Below are 19,249 nucleotides of genomic sequence, written 5' to 3'. Positions count from 1 at the left end.
TCCGCCCGCCGGGTTTACTCGTAAGCTTTGGCGGGTCTTTTCAAATCTTGATCACATCTTGGAGGAATGAAAATGACCAGTTTAACAAAAATCAGACAGCAGCAGCCGTACAAGTGGTACCAAACGATGAGAGAAACCTCTCCCGTTCATTACAATGAAAAGGAAGATTGCTGGGAAATCTTCACCTATGATGAAGTGAAGCGGGTGATTTCTGACTACAGTCATTTTTCTTCCGATCATAAATACTTAAGTGCGGACAAGCAGGAAAAAATGATCCGGCATATTAACAAAGACAGCCTTTTGAAAATGGACCCGCCTGAACACACCGTCTTCAGAAAATTGGTCAATCAGCCGTTCATGCCGAAATCGGTTGAGACTCTTACACCGCGTATAGCCGCTATCGCTGATGACCTGCTTCAGGCCGTCCGTTCAAAAGGCAGGATGGACATTATTGAAGATTACGCATTTCCGCTTCCGATTATCGTGATCGCAGAGCTTTTAGGATTTCCTCCGAAAGACAGGGATATCTTTAAAAGCTGGGTCGACCAAAGCCAGAATGTAAAAGATGAAAAGAAAATGAATGAAGTGCAAAAGCAGATGATCGGATACTTCATGCAGTTTATTTTACAGCGGAGAAAACAGCCGGAAAATGATTTAATCAGCCATTTAATTTCAGCTGATTTAGACGGAGAGCCGCTGTCAGACAAGCAATTAATCGGTTTTTGCGGCTTGTTGATCGTCGCGGGGCACGTAACGACGGAAAATGTGATCGGAAATTCATTTCTCAGTCTCAAGGAGTTTCCGCATATTCTGCCCCGGCTGCTTGAAAATAAGGCGCTTCTCCCTGACTTTATTGAGGAAGTCATCCGCCTCAGACCTTCCATTCAGCGGGTAACCCGCTACACCGCGGTTGAGAGCGAGATTGGCGGAAAAACGATTCCGGCCGGAGAAAAAGTGTATGCGTGGATTGGATCGGCGAACAGAGATGAAAAGAAGTTTGAAAATGCCGATCAAATTGATTTGGGACGAAAGTCGAATCAGCATTTGTCATTCGGCCAGGGCAGCCATTATTGTTTAGGAGCGCCGCTGGCCCGGCTTGAAGCGAAAATCGCGCTTTCCCACTTTTTTGAACAGATGCCCGCATGGCGTTTTACTGAGGATCAAGAACCGAATCTGGTTCCGAGCCCTGTATTTCACGGCGTTGACAGGCTGCTTGTCGAGTTTTGAACGAAAAAATAAAAGAGGCTTCATGGGAAGCCTCTTTACTCTGGGGGCTTGGAGAAATGAATGTAGGAATCGAAGCAATGAACGTGTTTGGCGGAACCGCGTATGTAGACGTCATGGAGCTTGCGGAACATCGGAATCTGGATAAAAAAAGGTTTGAGAACCTGCTGATGAAAGAAAAAGTGGTGGCGCTTCCGTTTGAAGATCCGATTACGTTCGCTGTAAATGCCGCAAAACCGATTATCGACTCTCTGTCAGAAGAGGAACGGAATCAGATTGAAATGGTGATCACCTGTACGGAATCCGGGATTGATTTTGGCAAATCCATCAGTACATACGTCCATGATTATTTGCAGCTGAAGCGGAATTGCCGGTTATTTGAGGTGAAACAGGCTTGCTATTCTTTAACGGCCGGGTTTCAGATGGGCGTGAATTTCATTTTATCGCAAACATCACCGGGAGCGAAAGCGCTCATCATCGGAACGGATATTTCCCGCTTTTTAGTGGCTGAAGGCGGTGACGCGTTGACGGAGGAATGGTCCTATGCCGAACCGAGTGCGGGGGCGGGAGCTGTGGCGCTTTTAGTCAGCAGCACCCCTCATGTCTTTTTGCTTGATCAAGGCGCAAGCGGGTATTACGGGTATGAAGTCATGGATACCTGCCGCCCGATTCCGGATAGTGAAGCGGGGGATGCTGATCTGTCGCTCATGTCTTATTTGGACTGCTGTGAAAAATCATTTCAGGAATACCGAAAGCGTGTGAGCGGGGCGGATTATAAGAGTACATTTCAATACCTTTCTTTTCATACTCCGTTTGGCGGAATGGTAAAAGGAGCGCATCGGACGATGATGAGAAAATTGGCAAAGGCTAAGCCGCAAGACATTGAAGCGGATTTTCAGCAACGCGTGCTGCCTGGGATTCAATACTGTCAGCGCGTCGGCAACATCATGGGAGCCACCGTATTTTTATCTCTTGCCAGCACGATTGATAATGGCTCTTTTGAAACGCCGAAACGCGTCGGCTGTTTTTCATACGGTTCGGGCTGCTGCTCTGAATTTTACAGCGGTGTCGTTATGCCGCAAAGCCGGACGCGGCAGAATCAATTTCAGATCAGCCGGCATTTGGATGAACGCGTCCGTTTATCGATGGCTGATTATGACCGGCTGCTCCAAGACAGCGGCATCGTAAAATTCGGCACAAGAAATGCCGCGCCCGCAGCAGACATCCCGAATGCGCATCAAGGAAAAACGCGATTGGTGCTGACTGAAATAAAAGAGTTTCACAGAAAGTATGAATGGAAGACCTAATATCAGAAACACTCAGAGCCGGAAAGGCTTGAATATTTTTAAAGAAGCGGAGAATAAACATGAATCCAATGATTGATGTACAGGAAACAGAACCGGGCATTGTGCAGGTCACAATGCAGGATACGGCCGGGAAAAACGGGCTGTCAGAAGAGTTTGTAAGAGAGCTGCACCGGGTATTCCAAGACATCAATGCCCATCCGTCCTATAAAACCGTCCTTCTGACGGGTTACGGAAATTATTTCTGCACGGGAGGAACGCAGGAGGGGCTTTTGATCATTCAGAGCGGAAAGCTCCAATTTACAGATTTAAAGCTTCACAGTCTTTTATTGGATTGCAGGATTCCCGTGATTTCCGTCATGCAGGGGCATGCGATCGGAGCCGGCTTTACGATCGGTCTGAGCTCGGATTTCGTGATTTTAAGCAGAGAGAGTTTTTATTCTTGTAATTATATGAAGTACGGATTTACACCGGGAATGGGCGCGACGTATATTGTGCCTGAAAAACTGGGGATTGTCCTCGGGGAAGAAATGCTGTTTACGGCCGCGAATTTCAGCGGCGCCGCTCTGGAAAAAAGGGGAGTTCCGTTTGAAGTACTGCCCAAAAAAGACGTCCTTCAAAGAGGCCGCGAATTGGCCCGGCTGCTGGCGGATAAACCGAGAGCCTCACTGGTTGCGCTGAAAACCAATGTGACCGCACGGATCAAAAGAGAGCTGACAAAAGCGGTTGAGGAAGAGGTGAACATGCACGAAGCCACATTCCATCTTCCTGAAGTAAAAGAGAGAATCAGCCGCTTATACGGCAGTTAAACAGAATGAAAAAAGCATGGGGAGCCCCCATGCTTTATGATTGGTCCGTCTTTTGCAGCACGGAGCCTGCGAATTGTTCTTTAATTTCGGCGCTTCGGGCTGCGGTTTCTGTAATGCAGTGAATGATGGCTTCTTCAAAGCGGCGCTCGTTTAACGCGCGAAGGCCTGCCTCAGTTGTGCCGCCAGGGCTTGTGATTTCCTTGCGCAGGCGCTCAGGTCGTTTGCTGCTTTTTCTGAGCATTTCCGTCGCCCCGGCCATGGTTTGTAAAATCAGCTCTTTTGCCTTTTCTTCCGGCAGACCGACTTGAAGGGCGGCTTTTTCCATCGCTTCGACATACCGGTATACATAGGCGGGCCCGCTCCCGGCGATGGCTGTGACGGCATCAAGGTGTTTTTCTTCAAAGAGCGTCGCTTCTCCGATTGTTTCCAGCAGCTCTTTTGCCGTCCGGATTTCTGCCTCACTCGCCTCAGAGCTTGCGGAAAAACCGGTCGCCGATTGCTGAATGGCCGCGGATGTATTCGGCATCGCCCGGATGATGGTGAGCTTTCTGCCGAAATATTGCTGAATGGTGTGAATCGTCAGCCCTGCGATGACAGAAATCACAAGCTGATCTTTCACGTATTCGCGAATGTTTTCAATGCTTTCTGCCGCATCTTTCGGTTTAAAGGCGAGAACGATAATGTCGGTCTTGCTGAAAAACTCTTCTTTATCCCGGCACGGTTTCACTCCGTACGTTTTATGGAGTTCTTCAAGCCGGCTGTCATTTGACCGGTTTGTCATATATATATGCCCGGGGGCCGTCAGTCCGCTTTGCAGCAGTCCGTTCACCATTGCTTCCGCCATTGATCCGGCTCCGATAAAACCGATTTTCTTCATATAAATCCTCCTTCTTTCCAAAACACAAAAAAACCTTCCCGTCAAAAAGGACGAAAAGGTTTCGCGGTACCACCTTACATTAGCACGAATCAGCCGTGCTCAGCTCAAATCCCGTAACGAGGGGATACGTTTAGGTTTTCCTAACCGCTCTGAGGGCAGGTTCTGTAAACAAGAGGGCCGCAATGTCTTTCAGCCGGGGACATTGCTCTCTGCTGCCGTTGTTTATATACTAGTTCCTCGTCATCGCGTTCCGTTTTTTCTAGTTTGTTGTTCATTATGCTATGCGGCAGAGCGGGATGTCAATCTTTTTTTCTGATATACGGCAATAATGACACAGGGAAGAGAAAAGGCTAAAATATGAGTATTCAGGAATGAAAAGAACGAAGGAGCGTAAATATGGCAGCGAGAAAGATCATTCCGATACGTGTACCGACTCCGTTTGCAGTCGGCGACGTTATCGTTTATTTAGTAAAAGATGAAGCCTTAACCCTCATTGATTGCGGCCCGAATACAAAGGAAGCGGCTGAATCGCTCTTCATGCAGCTTAAAGAACACGGTGTTTCTGCAGCAGATATAGATCAGGTGGTGCTCACTCATCATCACGCAGATCATTCAGGTTTGCTGCACCTTTTTTCCGATGATACGGAAGTAATCGGGCATCCGCTGAATGACAGGTACATTACTCAAAACCAGTCGTATATCGCCCGGCAGGAGGATTTTTTTCTGTCGCTTATGACAGAAATGGGCGTTCCTCTGACATATGAAGACATACATAAAACAGTTAAGCTGTCATACTTATTTTCTGCAAACCGTCCGTTAACGAAAACAGTGGGAGAAGGCGGAAAAATTGACGGGCTGGACGGCTGGACGGTGCTCGAAATCCCGGGGCATGCTGCCTCCCACATTGCGCTTTACCATGAAAAAAACGGTGAAATGTTCAGCGGCGATCTGCTTTTGTCCAACAGCTCCACAAATCCGATTTTGGAAGCTCCGGAAAAGGGGAGCGTGCGCACGTCTCCGATGCTGGACTATTTGAAATCAATGAAGCGGCTGTATGATATCAACCCGTCCCTTTTATATCCTGGACACGGCGAGCTGCTGAAAGACGTAAGGTCTGCTGCTGACAGGCGGCTCGAAAAACAGCGAAACCGGGCGGAATATGTGCTGCACCTGCTGTCAGAGGAAACGCTGACGGCTTTCCAAGTATGCAGGCGGCTGTTTCCGGCTGTGTACGAAAATGAATTATTTTTAACGATGTCAGAAACGATCGGCCATCTTGACGTGCTGGCTGCAAAAGGGAAGGCCGAATCCTTTCAGTCGGGAAATACTCTGATGTTTAAAGCTGTGAAGGGGTGAAGGAAATGGGCAGATTAACGGATAAGCGGATTTGGATCACCGGGGCATCCGGCGGACTCGGAGAACGGCTTGCATATTCCTGCGCGGCGGAAGGGGCTCATGTTTTTTTATCTGCAAGGCGGGAGGACCGCTTGCAGGAAGTGAAAAAAACGATTACTGCGCGGGGCGGACAGTGTGATGTCATTCCGTTTGACGTCCGGCATGCAGAAGAGGCTGAAAACGTAAGGCGTTTGATCGGCCATGTTGATGTATTAATCAATAACGCCGGGTTCGGCATTTTTGAAACTGCCGCTGATGCATCTTTGGATGATATGAAGGCGATGTTTGAAGTCAATGTCTTCGGATTAATTGCCTGTACGAAAGCCTGTCTTCCGGTGATGCTTCACGCCAAAAGCGGCCATATTATCAATATCGCTTCACAGGCCGGCAAACTGGCGACACCGAAATCAAGCCTTTATTCCGCTACGAAACACGCCGTTTTAGGGTATTCCAATGCGCTGCGGCTCGAACTGGCCGGTTCGGGTGTAGCTGTGACAACGGTTAATCCCGGCCCGATCAAAACAGACTTCTTTACAATTGCAGATAAAGAGGGCGGTTATGTGAAAAGCGTCGGCAGATGGATGCTTGATGCCGACCATGTGGCAGAGCGCATTACGTCCGTGATTTTGACGGATAAACGGGAAATGAATCTTCCGCGATGGATGAGTTTCGGGACGAAGCTGTATCAGCTTTTCCCATCGTTTACAGAAAAACTGGCCGGCCGCGCATTAAAGAAAAAGTAACAAGGGGGAGACAGTAAATGTCCGATCGGGATATACGCACGGCATTGATGGAAGAGCCTTTAGTCAGACAAATGGCGGAGGCGCGGGAAGTATTTTGGATCAACCCGCATAAAACCGATGATCCAGTAAAACATGGCGCTGAATGGAAAAAGGAGATTGCCGAAGCGGAAGAAAGGCTGCGCCGGTTTGCGCCTTATATCGCGGCGGCTTTCCCGGAGACGGAAGAGGCGGGGGGCCTCATTGAATCTCCGCTTGTCTTGATTAATGAAATGAAGAAGCGTCTGGAACACAGCGCTGCTCAGGCTTTCCCCGGGCGCCTGCTTTTGAAGTGCGACCATGAACTTCCGATTTCCGGTTCCATTAAAGCGCGCGGCGGGATTTACGAAGTGCTGAAGCATGCCGAAGATCTCGCGGTAAAAGCGGGAATGCTCTCAGCAGACGACGATTACAGCATATTGACTGAGGAACGGTTTACCGCTTTTTTCTCGAAATATTCTATAGCCGTCGGTTCTACGGGTAATTTAGGTTTGAGTATCGGCATAATCGGCGCGAAGCTCGGTTTTTGTGTGACCGTGCATATGTCCAGTGACGCCAAGCAGTGGAAAAAAGAGCTGCTCCGGGAAAAAGGGGTTCGGGTCATCGAATACGAAGCAGACTACAGTCTGGCTGTCAAAGAAGGGCGCATTCAGGCGGAGCAGGACCCTTATTGTTATTTTATTGATGATGAGCATTCCCGGGATCTGTTTTTGGGGTATGCAGTTGCGGGAAGCCGTGTAAAAAAGCAGCTGGATCAAATGAACATTAAGCCTGCTGCAGATGAGCCGCTTTTCGTCTATCTGCCGTGCGGGGTCGGAGGAGGACCGGGCGGCGTCGCGCTCGCGCTAAAGCTGATCTATGGCGAACATGTCCATATTTTTTTCGGTGAGCCGACGCATTCACCGTGTATGCTGTTGGGTCTGTTTTCCGGCTTGCATGACGGAATCAGCGTGCAGGATATCGGTCTTGATAATCAAACGGCCGCCGACGGACTTGCGGTGGGAAGGCCGTCCGGACTGGCCGGCCCCCTGATGGAACCTATACTCAGCGGCTGTTATACCGCCGATGACGGCACGCTTTTTTCGCTGCTCTATCAATTAAGAACGGCTGAGAATAAGAGCCTTGAGCCTTCTGCCCTCGCCGGCATGGCAGGAGCTGTCAAGTTCGTTCAGACTGAAGCGGGAAACCGTTACATAAAAGAGCGGGGGATTGAGATGGAAAATGCCGTGCACCTTGTGTGGAGCACCGGCGGGAGCATGGTTCCGGAGAAGGAAATGGAAGAGTACAGCAAGCTCGGTTCCTCATTTGCGAAAAAAATGGGCAGACAGTGAAGCGGTTTTCCGTTACAATCTTTGTAAGCGTTTGTTTTTTTACCGGAAAGCCATACAGAGAGATTGGTGTGAATTGTGAAAAGTAAAGAATTGAACTTACATACATTGTACACGCAGCACAGCCGCGAGTCTTGGGCCGGATTCGGCGGTCATCTTTCCATTGCCGTTTCAGAAGAAGAAGCCAAGGCCGTAGAGGGGCTGAATGACTACCTATCGGTGGAAGAAGTAGAAACGATTTATATTCCGCTTGTGCGACTGCTCCATCTTCATGTCACGTCTGCCGCAAAACGTAATCAGCATGTCAACGTGTTTTTGAAGCATCCGCATTCAGCGAAAATCCCGTTTATCATTGGAATCGCGGGCAGCGTCGCCGTCGGCAAAAGCACCACCGCAAGAATTTTGCAAAAGCTTCTTTCCCGTCTGCCCGACAGGCCGAAGGTGAGCCTGGTGACAACTGACGGGTTCTTGTATCCGACGGCGGAATTAAAAAGGAAAAACCTTCTGTCCAGAAAGGGATTCCCGGAAAGTTACGACGTGAAAGCGCTGCTTGAGTTTCTGAATGATATAAAATCAGGGAAAGAGAGAGTGGAGGCGCCCGTATATTCCCATCTTACTTATGACAGGGAAGAGGGCGCCGTCGAAGTGGTCGAAGGTGCGGATATCGTTATTATCGAAGGAATCAACGTCCTGCAGTCGCCGACCTTAGAGGACGACAGGGAAAATCCGCGGATTTTTGTATCGGATTTCTTTGATTTTTCGATTTATGTGGATGCTGAAGAAAGCCGGATTTTCACGTGGTATTTGGAGCGTTTCCGTCTTTTGAGGGAAACCGCTTTTCAGGATCCGGCCTCTTATTTTCATAAATTTAAGGATTTATCTGATGCAGAAGCGGATACCATGGCCGCCTCCATTTGGGAGAGCGTCAACCGTCCGAATCTGTATGAAAATATTCTGCCGACAAAATTCAGGTCGGATTTGATTTTGAGAAAAGGTGACGGCCATAAAGTTGAAGAGGTGCTGGTAAGGCGTGTGTGATGTAAGGAGGAAGCCAATATTATGATGCATCATATTGAATTGTATGTATCTGACTTGAAAGCCTCCGCCCGGTTTTGGGGATGGTTTTTAGGTGAGCTCGGTTATAGGGAATTTCAAAATTGGGACTCCGGCATCAGCTGGAAAAACGCAGGATTTTATGTTGTGCTTGTCCAGACAAAGGAGCGTTTTTTAACACCGGAGTACCACAGATGCCGGGTCGGGCTGAACCATCTGGCTTTTCATGCTTCATCAAGAGAGCAGGTTGACGAGATGACAGAAAAGCTGCTTGCCAGAGGATGCCCCGTGCTTTACAGGGACCGCCATCCATATGCAGGCGGAAGCACGCATTACGCCGTATACACGGAGGACCCGGATCGGATAAAGGTGGAGCTGGCTGCTCCTGCCTCTGATTCTGAATGAACTATACCTTTTCGTTTTTTTCTTCGCGCAGCGCGTCGAGTTTCTTTTCGATTCTGTCCAATTGTATGCGGCGCTTGTTCAAGCTTCTGAATACATATATCACGGCAAACAGGAAAACCGCGGCTGCGGCGAATGAAATCAATTGAAAAATGACATCACCGATGTTCATCTTTTTACCTCCGTGTGCGGCGGGCGCTTCTCTGAGCCCGCCATTTTTCATTTTAGTGTCTCTCTAGCCTTGTTTTTTTCTGAGTATGAACAGTTTCTGCATGTGGCTTATGATCACCTTTGCGGCCGCATATCCCGGAATGGCCAGCAGCATCCCGGCAATACCCGAGAATTTGCCGGCGGCCAGCAGAAGAAAAATGATGGTCAGCGGGTGAATGTCCAGCTTCCGGCCCATAATTTGCGGGGAAATCAGTTGGCTTTCAAGCTGCTGGACAATGACGACAACCGTAATCACAAGCACCGCCTCGGTCGGTGAATCCAACAATCCGACAATGACTCCGGGAAATGTGCCGATCCAAGGTCCGATAAACGGAATCAGGTTTGTCACCATGGCGAACGCGCCCAGAACGAGCGGATAATCGAGCCCGATGATGAAATAGCCGATCGTGACGAGCACGCCGACACAGAAACTGACGAGCAGCTGTCCTTGTATGTATGAACTGAGAGCCTCATCCATGTCCCGGAGGATTTGTTTTCCTTCCTTTTGATGTTTTTCCGGAAGAAGCCGGAGCAGCCGCCGGGGCGCTTTATTTCCTTCTTTTAACATGTAATACAGCGCAAACGGAATAATGGCGGCGGTGATGGCGGCATTGGCAGCCGCACCGGCCAGGCTGCTGAGAGAATCAGCGATTGAACCGGAATAATTTGCAGCTTTGTCTGCTAATTTTTTGAAGGAATCCTCATGCTGAAGCCGGGAAAACCATTTACTGTCCTGGAGATGCCCGATCCAATTTTCAGCTTTTGCGGAAAGCTCGGGAATGTGATCTGTGAAGGCTGTAAACTGTTTTTGAACGGCAGGGCCCGCCGTGTAAAGGAAGAGGACAAAAAGGCCGGCTGTTCCCGCATAAATCGCTAAAATTGCGATTCCTTCAGGCAGCTTTAATTTCGCATGCAGCACTGTGACGAGCGGGCGGCACAAATAGTAAAGGACGCCCGATAACACAATGGGCGGAAACAAGGTTTTAACCGTAATCACAACAGGCTGGAACAAAAAGTCTATTAATGTTCCGAGATAAATGATGAGAAATAACAGAAGAACGGCATAGCCGATCTTGAAATAAGGCCCGACAGGCATATTCTGCACCACGCAATCTTTAAGGGTTTACTCTCGGACGTTTCCCTTATCGCCCGGCGCATAAACGTCTGTGTCAGGAGAACTGCCCCTGATTGGTGACATAATCGTAGATAATATCTTCTACATGGGCATGGAGGTCCTCATCGGGTTCTTCGTTCCTTCTTTCTTCTAAAGCTTTTTTCAAACTCTGTTTTTCATAGGGGCTCAGCGGATCTGTCGATACATTCCGTCCATACTGGCGGAGGGCCTGTCCCAGCATTTTTTCTACAAATTGATCCATCGTATATTCTCCTATTCTTATCATTCATCCTTATTCTACTAAATATCATGTGATCCTCCCACTCTTCTATCATATTTTCTGTCAGGCCGCTTTAGGTTCTTTTATTCCAGTTCAGCTGAGAGAATAAGATGAAACGGCAGGGTTAACGCATCTTCATCGTTTATGATTTTTAAACGTTTTTCGTCATGCTTCACTTGTTTTACCCATCCCCAAAACCGGCGGGGGCCGTGTGCGGAAGCGTAGGTGACTGAGATGGCCCTGTCTTCTTCAATCGCCGCCGCAATGATGCGGTTCATGTCGTTCATTTGCTCTTCGCTCAGTTCCGGCGGCCGGAATTCCCGTTCTTTTCGTTTCTTTGCAAGCAGCTGCTCCCGGTGTTCGGGGAGCATCATCCGGCTTGACTCCCACATGACATTATATCCGGGTGTTAATTTGTTCGGATTCATGTATATCACCTCAATTATTTGTAATGCCCGCCGATTTTTTCAGCCCGGTGAAAGGCTTGGCCGGCCTCTGTCAGCGACACGGCATGGAGCAGCGACGCAGGGCCGTACCGCTCATGGATATCATCCAATACTTTGCCGAGACTGATCTTTTTTTCCTGGGCATCGAACAGGCTCAGCTGAACATAATCACAGGGCTCCAGCTGGGAAAGGGCGACGCCGGCGCTGCGGACGGGCTCCCCGTTCCAGTGCTCTTTGAAGAGCTTGACCGCCGTTTTAAAAATATCCATTCCGAAATTGGTCGGAGAGACGAGCTTTTTCTGTCTGTGAAAACCTGAAGGGAAATCAAAATCGGCGCCCCTGATGCTGACTGAAACCGTATGGCCGATGTATTGTTTAAAACGGGCGCGGCGGGCCACTTCTTCGCTTAACTCCAGCAATACGACTTTGATATCCTCAAAGCGGCTGTAGTCTCTCGGAAGAGTCATGTTATGGCCGATCGCTTTTTGCCGGCTGTGCGTGTTGACGGTGACCGGAGAGGGATCGATGCCCCGGGCTGTCCGCTGAAGCAATTCGCCGTTAATGCCCCAGCGCTTTTTCAGCAGTTCGGGAGGATGCGCGGCAAGCCCGCCGATCGTGCTGATGCCCATCCGCCTTAAATGATGCTCCATCCGTTTTCCGATGCCGAATAATTTTCCGACCGGCAGCGGCCACAGATCCTGCCTGATATTTGACATATCCAATCTGTGGATGCCGGATGCGTTTTTTTTGGCAAAATGGTCGCAAGCCATTTTCGCGAGCGCCTTATTCGGCCCGATGCCGACACGGGCATAAATTCCGAATTCACGCATAATCGCTTGTTGAATGTTTTTGGCGATTGTAAAAGGATCACCGAACAGCCGCCTGCTCCCGGTCACGTCGAGAAACTGCTCATCGATGGAGTAGGGTTCTACAAGATCGGTATACCGCTCGAACAGCTCGGTAATCATAACGGAGACATCAATATACCGCTGCATCCGCGGCCGGACGATAACGGCGTCTGGACATTTGGCCTGCGCTTCCCCCAGCCGTTCAGCATTTTTTACGCCGTATCGTTTGGCGAGCGGACAAGCCGCAAGCACGACGCCGCTGCGTCTTTCGGGATCTCCCGAGACAATGACGGGCCGGTTTTTAAGATGAGGCGCTTCCGCTTTTTCCACAGACGCATAAAACGATTGCATATCAACAAGAAGAATATCAGCCATAAAAAAACCTCCGGGAACGTTTGTTCTGTTTTTCATTTTACCCGAACAATGACCGCGTTCATACTGGTAAATCATTCCCCGGTTGGAAGACGGGCTGATTCGTCCGCTTGAAAAGAAATCATTTACAATTGCAAACAACCCACATATAATTTTTTATATTCCAATGAGAAGAGCTGACATTCATTTTGCCGGACGAAAAGGAGAGTCAATCGATAATGGATATTCGAACAATTACCTCTGAAGACTATGAAATGGTTACGTCTGTTTTGAATGAATGGTGGGGCGGCAGGCAGATGAAAGACAAACTGCCGCGCTTGTTTTTTGAACATTTTCAGGACACAAGCTTTATTACGTTCGGGCCGGAGGGAATGACCGGTTTTTTAATCGGGTTTCAGTCACAATCAGACCCTGAGACGGCATACATTCATTTTTCCGGAGTGCATCCGGATTTCAGAAAAATGCAAATTGGAAAACAGCTCTACGATCGATTTATGGAGACGGTGAAAGAAAGAGGCTGCACAAAAGTCAATTGCGTGACGGCGCCTGTCAATAAAGTATCAATCGCTTATCATACAAAATTAGGCTTTGAAGTTGAAAAAGGAACCAAAACCGTAAACGGAATCCCTGTTTTTGCGAATTATGACGGTCCGGGAGAAGACCGGATTCTGTTTGTGAAATACATATAGAGGAGGCTGAAAATGGGCTTTTTAGCTGACACGCCCAAACCGCCTTATGATGCGGTCATTTTTTCATCAATCAAGAGAGAATATGATGAGGAATATGAACAAACGGCAGAGCGCATCACGGTTCCCTGCTGGGACAGCCTGGAGGCGATTAAAAGGTGGAAAGACCATACTGACCACCGGGCGGCAAAACAAAAAGGAAAAAGCGCCTGGTATGAAGCGTACGCGTTCCGCATGACGAGGACGGAGCCGCAGCGGATGTTTGCGTCAAAAGGAGCGGAAGATTGATTGCATTTTTACAGCATACACAAGAACAGACGGCGCGGGAAATTGCGGCGGTTCAGCGCTGCTCTTATCAAAAAGAAGCCGAGCTGATCGGCTTTTTCGGCATTCCCGGGCTGCATGAAACAGCCGAAGACATACAGCGGTCACGGGAGACGTTTGCCGGTTTCAAGGAAAAAGATCGGCTTGCAGGCGTCATTTCGTATGAAAAAAAGGGATATAACCTTGTCATATGCAGGCTGACGGTGCACCCGTCCGGCTTTCGGAAAGGAATCGGACGGGCGCTTATTCAATTTGTGATAGACCAAAACCGGGATGCCCAAAAAATAGAGGCGGCTACCGCCAGTCAAAACGTTCCGGCAGTCTCTCTCTATTTAAAAGCAGGGTTCACGGAAGCCGGACAGACTGAGACGCCGGAAGGGCTGACCCTCTCATTTTTTCATCTTTATCCGAAGAGAAAAGCGGAAGTTATACCGCACCAGCCGGAATGGAAAGAGATGTTTGAAAGAGAGAAAGCGAATTTGCTCCGAATCTTCGGCCGCGCACTCCATTCGGTCAGCCACATCGGCAGCACCTCCATCCCCGGGATGGCCGCAAAACCCGTCATTGATATACTGGCGGAGGTTAAAGAGATTTCGGACGCTGACCGATTCAGTCCTCAGCTGGAAGCACTCGGCTATGAGGCGAAAGGAGAAAACGGGATAGAGGGCCGGCGTTTCTTTCAAAAAGGCGGCAACAAGCGCACACACCACGTCCACATATATGAAACAGGCCATCCGGACGTGGGGCGTCATCTGCTGTTCCGGGATTACCTCACCGCAAAGCCTGAAAAAGCGGCTCAATACATGAAGCTGAAAAATGGGCTCGCTGAGACATACCCGTACGATATGGCAAAGTATATTGAAGGGAAAAAGGACTGGATCAAGGCGGCTGAACAAGAGGCAAAGGACTGGGAGAGCCGGCTGCTGTAAAGAAAGCAGAAACAATGCATACAGCGGTCCGGTATGCTACAATGGCGAAAAATGAAACACGGAGGATCACCTATGCAAATACATGTGACAGATGCCGCGAAACACACGCTTTTGCAGGCAATGGACGCCAACCCGGAGAAAAAAGCGCAGCTCCGCTATGACGCAGAAGGCTGCGGGTGCGCGGTCAGCGGCGTGCCGGCCATCTGGCTGGCGGACGAATTAACGGGACAATGCGAACGCATTGAAACCAACGGACTTCCGCTTTACATCCAGACTTCTCAAAAAGTGTTTTTTGACGAGGAAATGACAATCGATTACAATGAAAAGGCAAAAACGCTCGTCTTAAAAAGCCCGGCAGAAATGCTGAGCCCGAGAATGAGCATATTAGTAAAGCAGGGAGAAACTGAAAGTGAATCAAAAGCTGAAAGCCATTAAACAGACGGCACAGCATAAAACGTGGGTATCCTTTTTGAACAACAACCATCCGTACAGTCTGCTGCACTGGTCCATCGGAGGCGCTGAATCCGTACAAAAGGATGTCTGGCTGCTTCAGGATGAGATGACCTTCAAAGCGCAGGAGTTTACGACAATTGACCTCGCCATTGACTGGATCGGAGAAAATATGGACGGGATTACCGACGTTTTATGACGGGAAAGCGAAAGAACAAGTATACGTTCTTTCGCTTTTTTACGTTTGCGTTATGGCATCTAAAAAGGTTTGCACGGCTTGGCGGTAGCTCTCCGGATTTTTGGTGTACGACATGGCATGACCGCCCGATTCGGCCAGATACAGCATCTTCGGGCCGCGTTTTCTGCGGTGCAGCATTTCGGAGGAAGCGGGAGGTATATAATCATCCTCCTTACTGTGAATAAACAGAACGGGCTGCCGGATGCGGCTGATAACCGATAAAGGCGAGACGTCACGGATGCGGTATCCTTCTCTCACCAGCAAAAAGAAATCAGCCAAAGGCAGCAGCGGCCACCGAGGCAGCCGGAATTCCCGCTTCAGCCTGTAGGCTAACTGATCGTGAAAACTTGCGAACGGACAGTCCGCAATATAAAAATCAGCGCCGTCTCCATCCGGATGATCTCCCGCGTATAATAAGGCCGTCACCGCTCCCATTGATTCGCCGTGGATACCGATTTGACCGCCGTCCCCGATTTTGTTTCTCACCCAATTCACGGCTTCTTCCAAATCATCTTTTTCAAAATAACCGTAGCTCGTTGTTCGGCCGCCGCTTTTTCCGTGCCGGCGGTGGTCATATACGAGCACATTCCAGCCTAAATCCAGAAACAGATCCATGTATTTCAGTGAATTAAACAAATTGACGGTAACACCGTGACAAATAATCATCGTGTTTGCCGTACGATGCGGGGCGATGTAAAAGCCTTTGATCTCATACCCGTGGCGTGACAAGATGACGGCCTCTTCTTTTTCCATGGCCTGAAAGGAATCAAAGACCCCATTCCAGTCTGCCCTTTCTCTTTTCATAATGTCTTCATCCGTCTTTTTCTTCATAAACATGATCAGATTCGTAAAAGCAAATCCGGCGGCCAAAAAGACCGCACAAGCCGAACCGAACACCGCCAGCCATTTTTTCACGCAGACACCCTCCTTTAATATGAAAAATCCTTCCCTATGAACGTTGCCGGCCTCCGGCGCTCCATGGTACACTTACTTCACCATTATTCAGATACGGGGGTATAATGATGAAAAAGCAGCTGCCTAAAGAAAAACACAGCTTAAAAGATAATCTGGAGGAAGATCTGAAGGCCAGGCTTTTGCAAATGAAAAGTGAGCTGAAGGAAGAAGACGAGAAAAAACAAGCGCAGCAAAAGGCGGAACAAATCAGAAAACGAAAAGAAAAAGAAAAAAATAAAAGCTTTGAAGAGCTGCTGAATGAAAGCAGTCTCGATTGGCACAAATATAAATAAACCGGCATCTGACAAGGTGCCGGTTTTATTGTTTAAGAACGATGGGCTTCGTATACGTCCTGTTTTGTATGGTATTGCAGGGCTTTGATTTCCTGACTGCTTAAACGCCGGGCTTCTGCAGCCGAACAGTTTTCTCTCAGCTGTTCAGGCGAGCTTGCTCCGGTGATGACAGAAGCGACGGCCGGCTGTGAAAGCAAGTATTGAAGAGAAAGCTCCGTCATGCTCAGATCAGGCACGGCAGCGTTAATCGCTTTTTTAGTTTCTGCCAGTTCTTCAAAAGAATATGTTAAATAGCCGTTCTCTTTTACGCTTGCGGCCGCTTGATCGAGCGGTTTTTCCGTAAGAAGCCCTTTAGCGACAGGCCCTCGGGCGACGACGCTGATTCCGTTCTCCTCTAAAAGGGGAAGCCACTCCTCTGGACGCCGGTCCAGCAGGCTGTATTGCATCATAATACTTGTGATATTTGATTTTTTCACATATTCTTTAATGACATTCGGACGAATCGAGGAAATGCCGTAATACCGGATGACACCTTCCTGTTTTAAGTCCTCGAACGCTTCGATCGTTTCATCAATCTGATCCTCCATCGTGCCGCCATGCAGCTGATAAAGGTCGATATAGTCCGTTTTCAGCCGGCGCAGACTGTTTTTGACCGCTTCTTTTATGTATCCTTTGGAAGCGTCCCAATGCCAGCCGTCTTTCTCATCATTCCAGCGGTTTCCGGCTTTCGTGGCTAAAATGATGTCGTGTCTGCGGTTTTTGACGGCCTCCCCGACGATTTCCTCATTTCTGCCGAAATCATAAAGATCAGCGGTATCTAAATAATTGATACCAAGCTCGATCGCTTCATCCAAAATAGACAGCGCCTTAGCTTTATCCGTGCCGAGCGACATACAGCCGAGCCCGATTTCGCTTATTTCTAAATCAGAACGTCCCAATTTGCGTTTTCTCATCATTTTGCTCCTTTTTATGGTCTTTTATTGACCGTAATATAAAGGCGCGAAGTTTTCAACTGTTAAGGCCCGGTGATCCAATCTCCGACATAGCGGAATGTCCGTCCGTACTCTTTCAATTTAGCCCGCACTTCCCAAGCCTTTCCGACCAATACGATGCTCTTATCCTTCCGGTACACCTTCAATCGAAAAGCACCTCCCTCTTATGCATGTATGATAAAATATATGAGGCATAATAGAGAGACAGAACGGGAGATGACATGATGAAACATTTAGAAGAAAAAACACTTGCGAAAAAAAAGCTGTATGACGGGAAAGTCATAGATCTTTACTTAGAGGATGTAGAGCTCCCGAACGGAAAAACAAGCAAGCGGGAAATCGTCAAACATCCGGGAGCGGTGGCCGTACTTGCGATAACCGAAGAAGGAAAAATCATTTTGGTGAACCAGTTCAGAAAGCCGCTGGAACGGACAATCGTTGAAATTCCGGCCGGCAAGCTGGAAAAAGGAGAAGAGCCCGAACATACCGCATTAAGAGAGCTCGAAGAAGAAACGGGATATACGGCGGAAACCTTGACGAAAATCACCGCTTTTTATACATCACCCGGATTTGCTGATGAAATCGTGCACCTCTTTCTTGCTGAAGGGCTTTCATTGCTTGAAGAAAAGCGCGAACTGGATGAGGATGAATTTGTCGAAGTGATGCAGGTCACGCTTGAAGAGGCCGTGAAGCTGGTTGAATCCCGCCGGGTGTATGACGCTAAAACGGCATACGCGATTCAGTATCTCCAGCTGAAAGAAGCGCTGAAGGAAAAATGATGAAAACCGTTTATGCGGATCTGCATATTCATATCGGGCGCACCTATACGGGAAGACCGGTCAAAATCACCGGGGCTAAAACGTTGACGCTGCAGCGGATTTTGGAAGAAGCAAGCGAGGGGAAGGGAATTGAACTATTGGGCATCATCGACTGCCATTCCCCGGAAGTCTTGGAAGAAATCGAGCTCGGAATTGATGAAGGCAGATACCGTGAGCTGAAAGAAGGCGGCATCCGCTATCGGAATACGACGCTTCTGTTGGGCAGTGAGCTTGAAATTTATGATCACACATGCCGCGGACCGATTCACGTTCTCGTCTTTATGCCGGCTCTTGCCGAAATGAAGATGTTTTCTGAGTGGCTCGCAAAAAGGCTTAAAAATATCCATCTCAGTTCCCAGCGTATTTACGAGACCGGTTTGAATCTTCAAAAGAAAACAAAGGAATTGGGCGGGCTGTTTATTCCCGCCCATATGTTCACCCCGCATAAAAGCCTGTACGGAAAAGGGGTCAGATCTTCTTTGACAGAAGTTTTCGACCCGGCGCTTATTGACGCGGCGGAACTCGGATTAAGCTGCGACACTGACATGGCTTCACGATTAACGGAACTTGATCCGTATACATTTTTAACAAATTCTGATGCGCATTCCTTAGGAAAAATCGGCAGAGAATATAATGAAATGCTTCTGAAGAAAGCGAACTTTACGGAATTTTCGCTGGCTCTGAAAGGGAAGGGCGGAAGAAGAATCACGGCGAATTACGGACTGAACCCGAAGCTCGGGAAGTATTACAGGACGGCTTGCGACCGCTGCGGCAGCCCGGCTGAAAAAGGAGCTTTAAAATGTACGGAATGCGGCGGGAAAACAATGACAAAAGGGGTCAGTGAACGGCTGGAGGAACTGAGCGGACCGAAAAAAAGCCGCGTGCCGCGGCCTCCGTATATTCATCAAATCCCTCTGCAGTTCATTCCCGGGGTCGGACCGAAAACATTGGAAAAACTAAAGCGGACTTTCGGGACGGAAATGGCGATTCTTCATCAGACAGAAGAAGAGGACTTGGCACGCATCGTGCAGCCCAAAATAGCGGCTGTCATTCATAAAGCTCGCACCGGGCAGCTCGCCCTTGAGGCGGGAGGCGGAGGAACATACGGCCGGATCAAGCCGTAA

The 19,249-nt window shown here is 48.8% G+C and carries 25 protein-coding genes; 16 read left to right on the top strand and 9 right to left on the bottom strand.

Features of this window, described 5'->3' with window-relative positions:
* Nucleotides 1-72 precede the first annotated feature (72 nt).
* Genes AC1DN5_RS12165 through AC1DN5_RS12155 form a run of 3 tightly spaced genes read left to right on the top strand, consistent with a single transcriptional unit; the run spans nt 73 to nt 3,337 of the window.
* The gene (locus AC1DN5_RS12165; RefSeq protein ID WP_366969196.1) at nt 73-1,227 is read left to right on the top strand and encodes a cytochrome P450; all 1,155 of its coding nucleotides are present in this window, start codon (nt 73-75) and stop codon (nt 1,225-1,227) included.
* A 56-nt stretch (nt 1,228-1,283) separates the two neighbouring features.
* Nucleotides 1,284-2,531: a hydroxymethylglutaryl-CoA synthase family protein gene (locus tag AC1DN5_RS12160; protein ID WP_366969197.1), complete on the top strand. Its 1,248-nt coding sequence runs from the start codon at nt 1,284-1,286 to the stop codon at nt 2,529-2,531.
* 59 nt (nt 2,532-2,590) lie between these two features.
* A complete protein-coding gene (locus AC1DN5_RS12155; RefSeq protein WP_366969198.1) occupies nt 2,591-3,337 on the top strand; it encodes a polyketide synthase in 747 nt (248 codons plus the stop codon).
* A gap of 34 nt (nt 3,338-3,371) precedes the next feature.
* Here AC1DN5_RS12155 and proC read toward each other — a convergent pair whose 3' ends face one another.
* Nucleotides 3,372-4,214: a pyrroline-5-carboxylate reductase gene (gene proC / locus AC1DN5_RS12150; RefSeq protein WP_049628734.1), complete on the bottom strand. Its 843-nt coding sequence runs from the start codon at nt 4,212-4,214 to the stop codon at nt 3,372-3,374.
* A 396-nt stretch (nt 4,215-4,610) separates the two neighbouring features.
* Between proC and AC1DN5_RS12145 the strand changes: the two genes are divergently transcribed.
* The 5 genes from AC1DN5_RS12145 (at nt 4,611) to AC1DN5_RS12125 (ending at nt 9,174) form a co-directional block, all read left to right on the top strand.
* Nucleotides 4,611-5,570 (top strand): MBL fold metallo-hydrolase, encoded by a 960-nt coding sequence (locus AC1DN5_RS12145; protein WP_060964838.1) that lies wholly within the window; start codon nt 4,611-4,613, stop codon nt 5,568-5,570.
* Between the two features lie 5 nt (nt 5,571-5,575).
* Entirely contained in the window at nt 5,576-6,352 is a 777-nt protein-coding gene (locus AC1DN5_RS12140; protein ID WP_188154186.1) for an SDR family NAD(P)-dependent oxidoreductase, read from the top strand.
* Between the two features lie 17 nt (nt 6,353-6,369).
* Nucleotides 6,370-7,719 carry a D-serine ammonia-lyase gene (gene dsdA / locus AC1DN5_RS12135; protein WP_188154185.1) on the top strand — a complete coding sequence of 450 codons (1,350 nt, stop codon included), beginning with the start codon at nt 6,370-6,372 and terminating at the stop codon, nt 7,717-7,719.
* A 75-nt stretch (nt 7,720-7,794) separates the two neighbouring features.
* Nucleotides 7,795-8,754 carry a type I pantothenate kinase gene (gene coaA / locus AC1DN5_RS12130; protein ID WP_016939187.1) on the top strand — a complete coding sequence of 320 codons (960 nt, stop codon included), beginning with the start codon at nt 7,795-7,797 and terminating at the stop codon, nt 8,752-8,754.
* A gap of 24 nt (nt 8,755-8,778) precedes the next feature.
* A complete protein-coding gene (locus AC1DN5_RS12125) occupies nt 8,779-9,174 on the top strand; it encodes a VOC family protein (RefSeq protein ID WP_029575378.1) in 396 nt (131 codons plus the stop codon).
* Nucleotide 9,175: 1 nt separating this feature from the next.
* Here the strand turns inward: AC1DN5_RS12125 and AC1DN5_RS12120 are convergent, their stop codons facing one another.
* The 5 genes from AC1DN5_RS12120 to AC1DN5_RS12100 form a co-directional block, all read right to left on the bottom strand.
* Complete coding sequence (locus AC1DN5_RS12120; protein ID WP_095241772.1) at nt 9,176-9,343, bottom strand: DUF4083 family protein; 168 nt, start codon at nt 9,341-9,343, stop codon at nt 9,176-9,178.
* 63 nt (nt 9,344-9,406) lie between these two features.
* Nucleotides 9,407-10,477 carry an AI-2E family transporter gene (locus AC1DN5_RS12115; RefSeq protein ID WP_047475679.1) on the bottom strand — a complete coding sequence of 357 codons (1,071 nt, stop codon included), beginning with the start codon at nt 10,475-10,477 and terminating at the stop codon, nt 9,407-9,409.
* A gap of 73 nt (nt 10,478-10,550) precedes the next feature.
* The gene (locus AC1DN5_RS12110) at nt 10,551-10,757 is read right to left on the bottom strand and encodes a YqzH family protein (protein ID WP_016939183.1); all 207 of its coding nucleotides are present in this window, start codon (nt 10,755-10,757) and stop codon (nt 10,551-10,553) included.
* Between the two features lie 101 nt (nt 10,758-10,858).
* Nucleotides 10,859-11,203 (bottom strand): YolD-like family protein, encoded by a 345-nt coding sequence (locus AC1DN5_RS12105; RefSeq protein ID WP_045926984.1) that lies wholly within the window; start codon nt 11,201-11,203, stop codon nt 10,859-10,861.
* A gap of 14 nt (nt 11,204-11,217) precedes the next feature.
* Nucleotides 11,218-12,444 (bottom strand): DNA polymerase IV, encoded by a 1,227-nt coding sequence (locus tag AC1DN5_RS12100; RefSeq protein WP_188154184.1) that lies wholly within the window; start codon nt 12,442-12,444, stop codon nt 11,218-11,220.
* Nucleotides 12,445-12,659: 215 nt separating this feature from the next.
* Here AC1DN5_RS12100 and AC1DN5_RS12095 point away from each other — a divergent pair, with 215 nt between their 5' ends.
* From AC1DN5_RS12095 to AC1DN5_RS12075, 5 genes are all read left to right on the top strand, one after another.
* Nucleotides 12,660-13,130 carry a GNAT family N-acetyltransferase gene (locus tag AC1DN5_RS12095; RefSeq protein WP_064779041.1) on the top strand — a complete coding sequence of 157 codons (471 nt, stop codon included), beginning with the start codon at nt 12,660-12,662 and terminating at the stop codon, nt 13,128-13,130.
* Between the two features lie 12 nt (nt 13,131-13,142).
* On the top strand, nt 13,143-13,415 hold the full coding sequence (locus AC1DN5_RS12090) for an antibiotic biosynthesis monooxygenase family protein (RefSeq protein WP_327815315.1): 273 nt from the start codon (nt 13,143-13,145) through the stop codon (nt 13,413-13,415).
* Nucleotides 13,412-14,380, top strand: a complete 969-nt coding sequence (locus tag AC1DN5_RS12085; protein ID WP_366969199.1) for a bifunctional GNAT family N-acetyltransferase/GrpB family protein — start codon at nt 13,412-13,414, stop codon at nt 14,378-14,380. Before AC1DN5_RS12090 ends, AC1DN5_RS12085 begins: the two co-directional genes overlap by 4 nt.
* 72 nt (nt 14,381-14,452) lie before the next feature.
* A complete protein-coding gene (locus tag AC1DN5_RS12080) occupies nt 14,453-14,815 on the top strand; it encodes an iron-sulfur cluster biosynthesis family protein (RefSeq protein WP_047475681.1) in 363 nt (120 codons plus the stop codon).
* Nucleotides 14,790-15,029: a DUF2552 family protein gene (locus tag AC1DN5_RS12075; RefSeq protein ID WP_003153307.1), complete on the top strand. Its 240-nt coding sequence runs from the start codon at nt 14,790-14,792 to the stop codon at nt 15,027-15,029. Before AC1DN5_RS12080 ends, AC1DN5_RS12075 begins: the two co-directional genes overlap by 26 nt.
* A gap of 39 nt (nt 15,030-15,068) precedes the next feature.
* Here the strand turns inward: AC1DN5_RS12075 and AC1DN5_RS12070 are convergent, their stop codons facing one another.
* On the bottom strand, nt 15,069-15,983 hold the full coding sequence (locus AC1DN5_RS12070; protein ID WP_366969200.1) for an alpha/beta hydrolase: 915 nt from the start codon (nt 15,981-15,983) through the stop codon (nt 15,069-15,071).
* Between the two features lie 107 nt (nt 15,984-16,090).
* Between AC1DN5_RS12070 and AC1DN5_RS12065 the strand changes: the two genes are divergently transcribed.
* A complete protein-coding gene (locus AC1DN5_RS12065; RefSeq protein WP_016939176.1) occupies nt 16,091-16,315 on the top strand; it encodes a YqkE family protein in 225 nt (74 codons plus the stop codon).
* Between the two features lie 32 nt (nt 16,316-16,347).
* On the opposite strand, the gene AC1DN5_RS12060 is transcribed toward AC1DN5_RS12065, so the two are convergent.
* Together AC1DN5_RS12060 and mciZ are read right to left on the bottom strand one after the other, a co-directional pair.
* Nucleotides 16,348-17,268 carry an aldo/keto reductase gene (locus AC1DN5_RS12060; protein ID WP_016939175.1) on the bottom strand — a complete coding sequence of 307 codons (921 nt, stop codon included), beginning with the start codon at nt 17,266-17,268 and terminating at the stop codon, nt 16,348-16,350.
* Between the two features lie 62 nt (nt 17,269-17,330).
* Nucleotides 17,331-17,453: a Z-ring formation inhibitor MciZ gene (mciZ, locus tag AC1DN5_RS12055; RefSeq protein WP_003153315.1), complete on the bottom strand. Its 123-nt coding sequence runs from the start codon at nt 17,451-17,453 to the stop codon at nt 17,331-17,333.
* A 78-nt stretch (nt 17,454-17,531) separates the two neighbouring features.
* Here mciZ and AC1DN5_RS12050 point away from each other — a divergent pair, with 78 nt between their 5' ends.
* Both AC1DN5_RS12050 and AC1DN5_RS12045 read left to right on the top strand, forming a co-directional pair.
* On the top strand, nt 17,532-18,086 hold the full coding sequence (locus tag AC1DN5_RS12050) for an NUDIX domain-containing protein (RefSeq protein ID WP_016939174.1): 555 nt from the start codon (nt 17,532-17,534) through the stop codon (nt 18,084-18,086).
* Nucleotides 18,086-19,249, top strand: coding sequence for a TIGR00375 family protein (locus AC1DN5_RS12045; protein ID WP_366969663.1), 1,164 nt, complete (start codon nt 18,086-18,088; stop codon nt 19,247-19,249). The genes AC1DN5_RS12050 and AC1DN5_RS12045 overlap by 1 nt, the downstream gene beginning before the upstream one ends.

Source organism: Bacillus sp. 01N42_2, from assembly GCF_056399565.1.
This window is presented reverse-complemented; position numbering and strand designations above follow the sequence as displayed.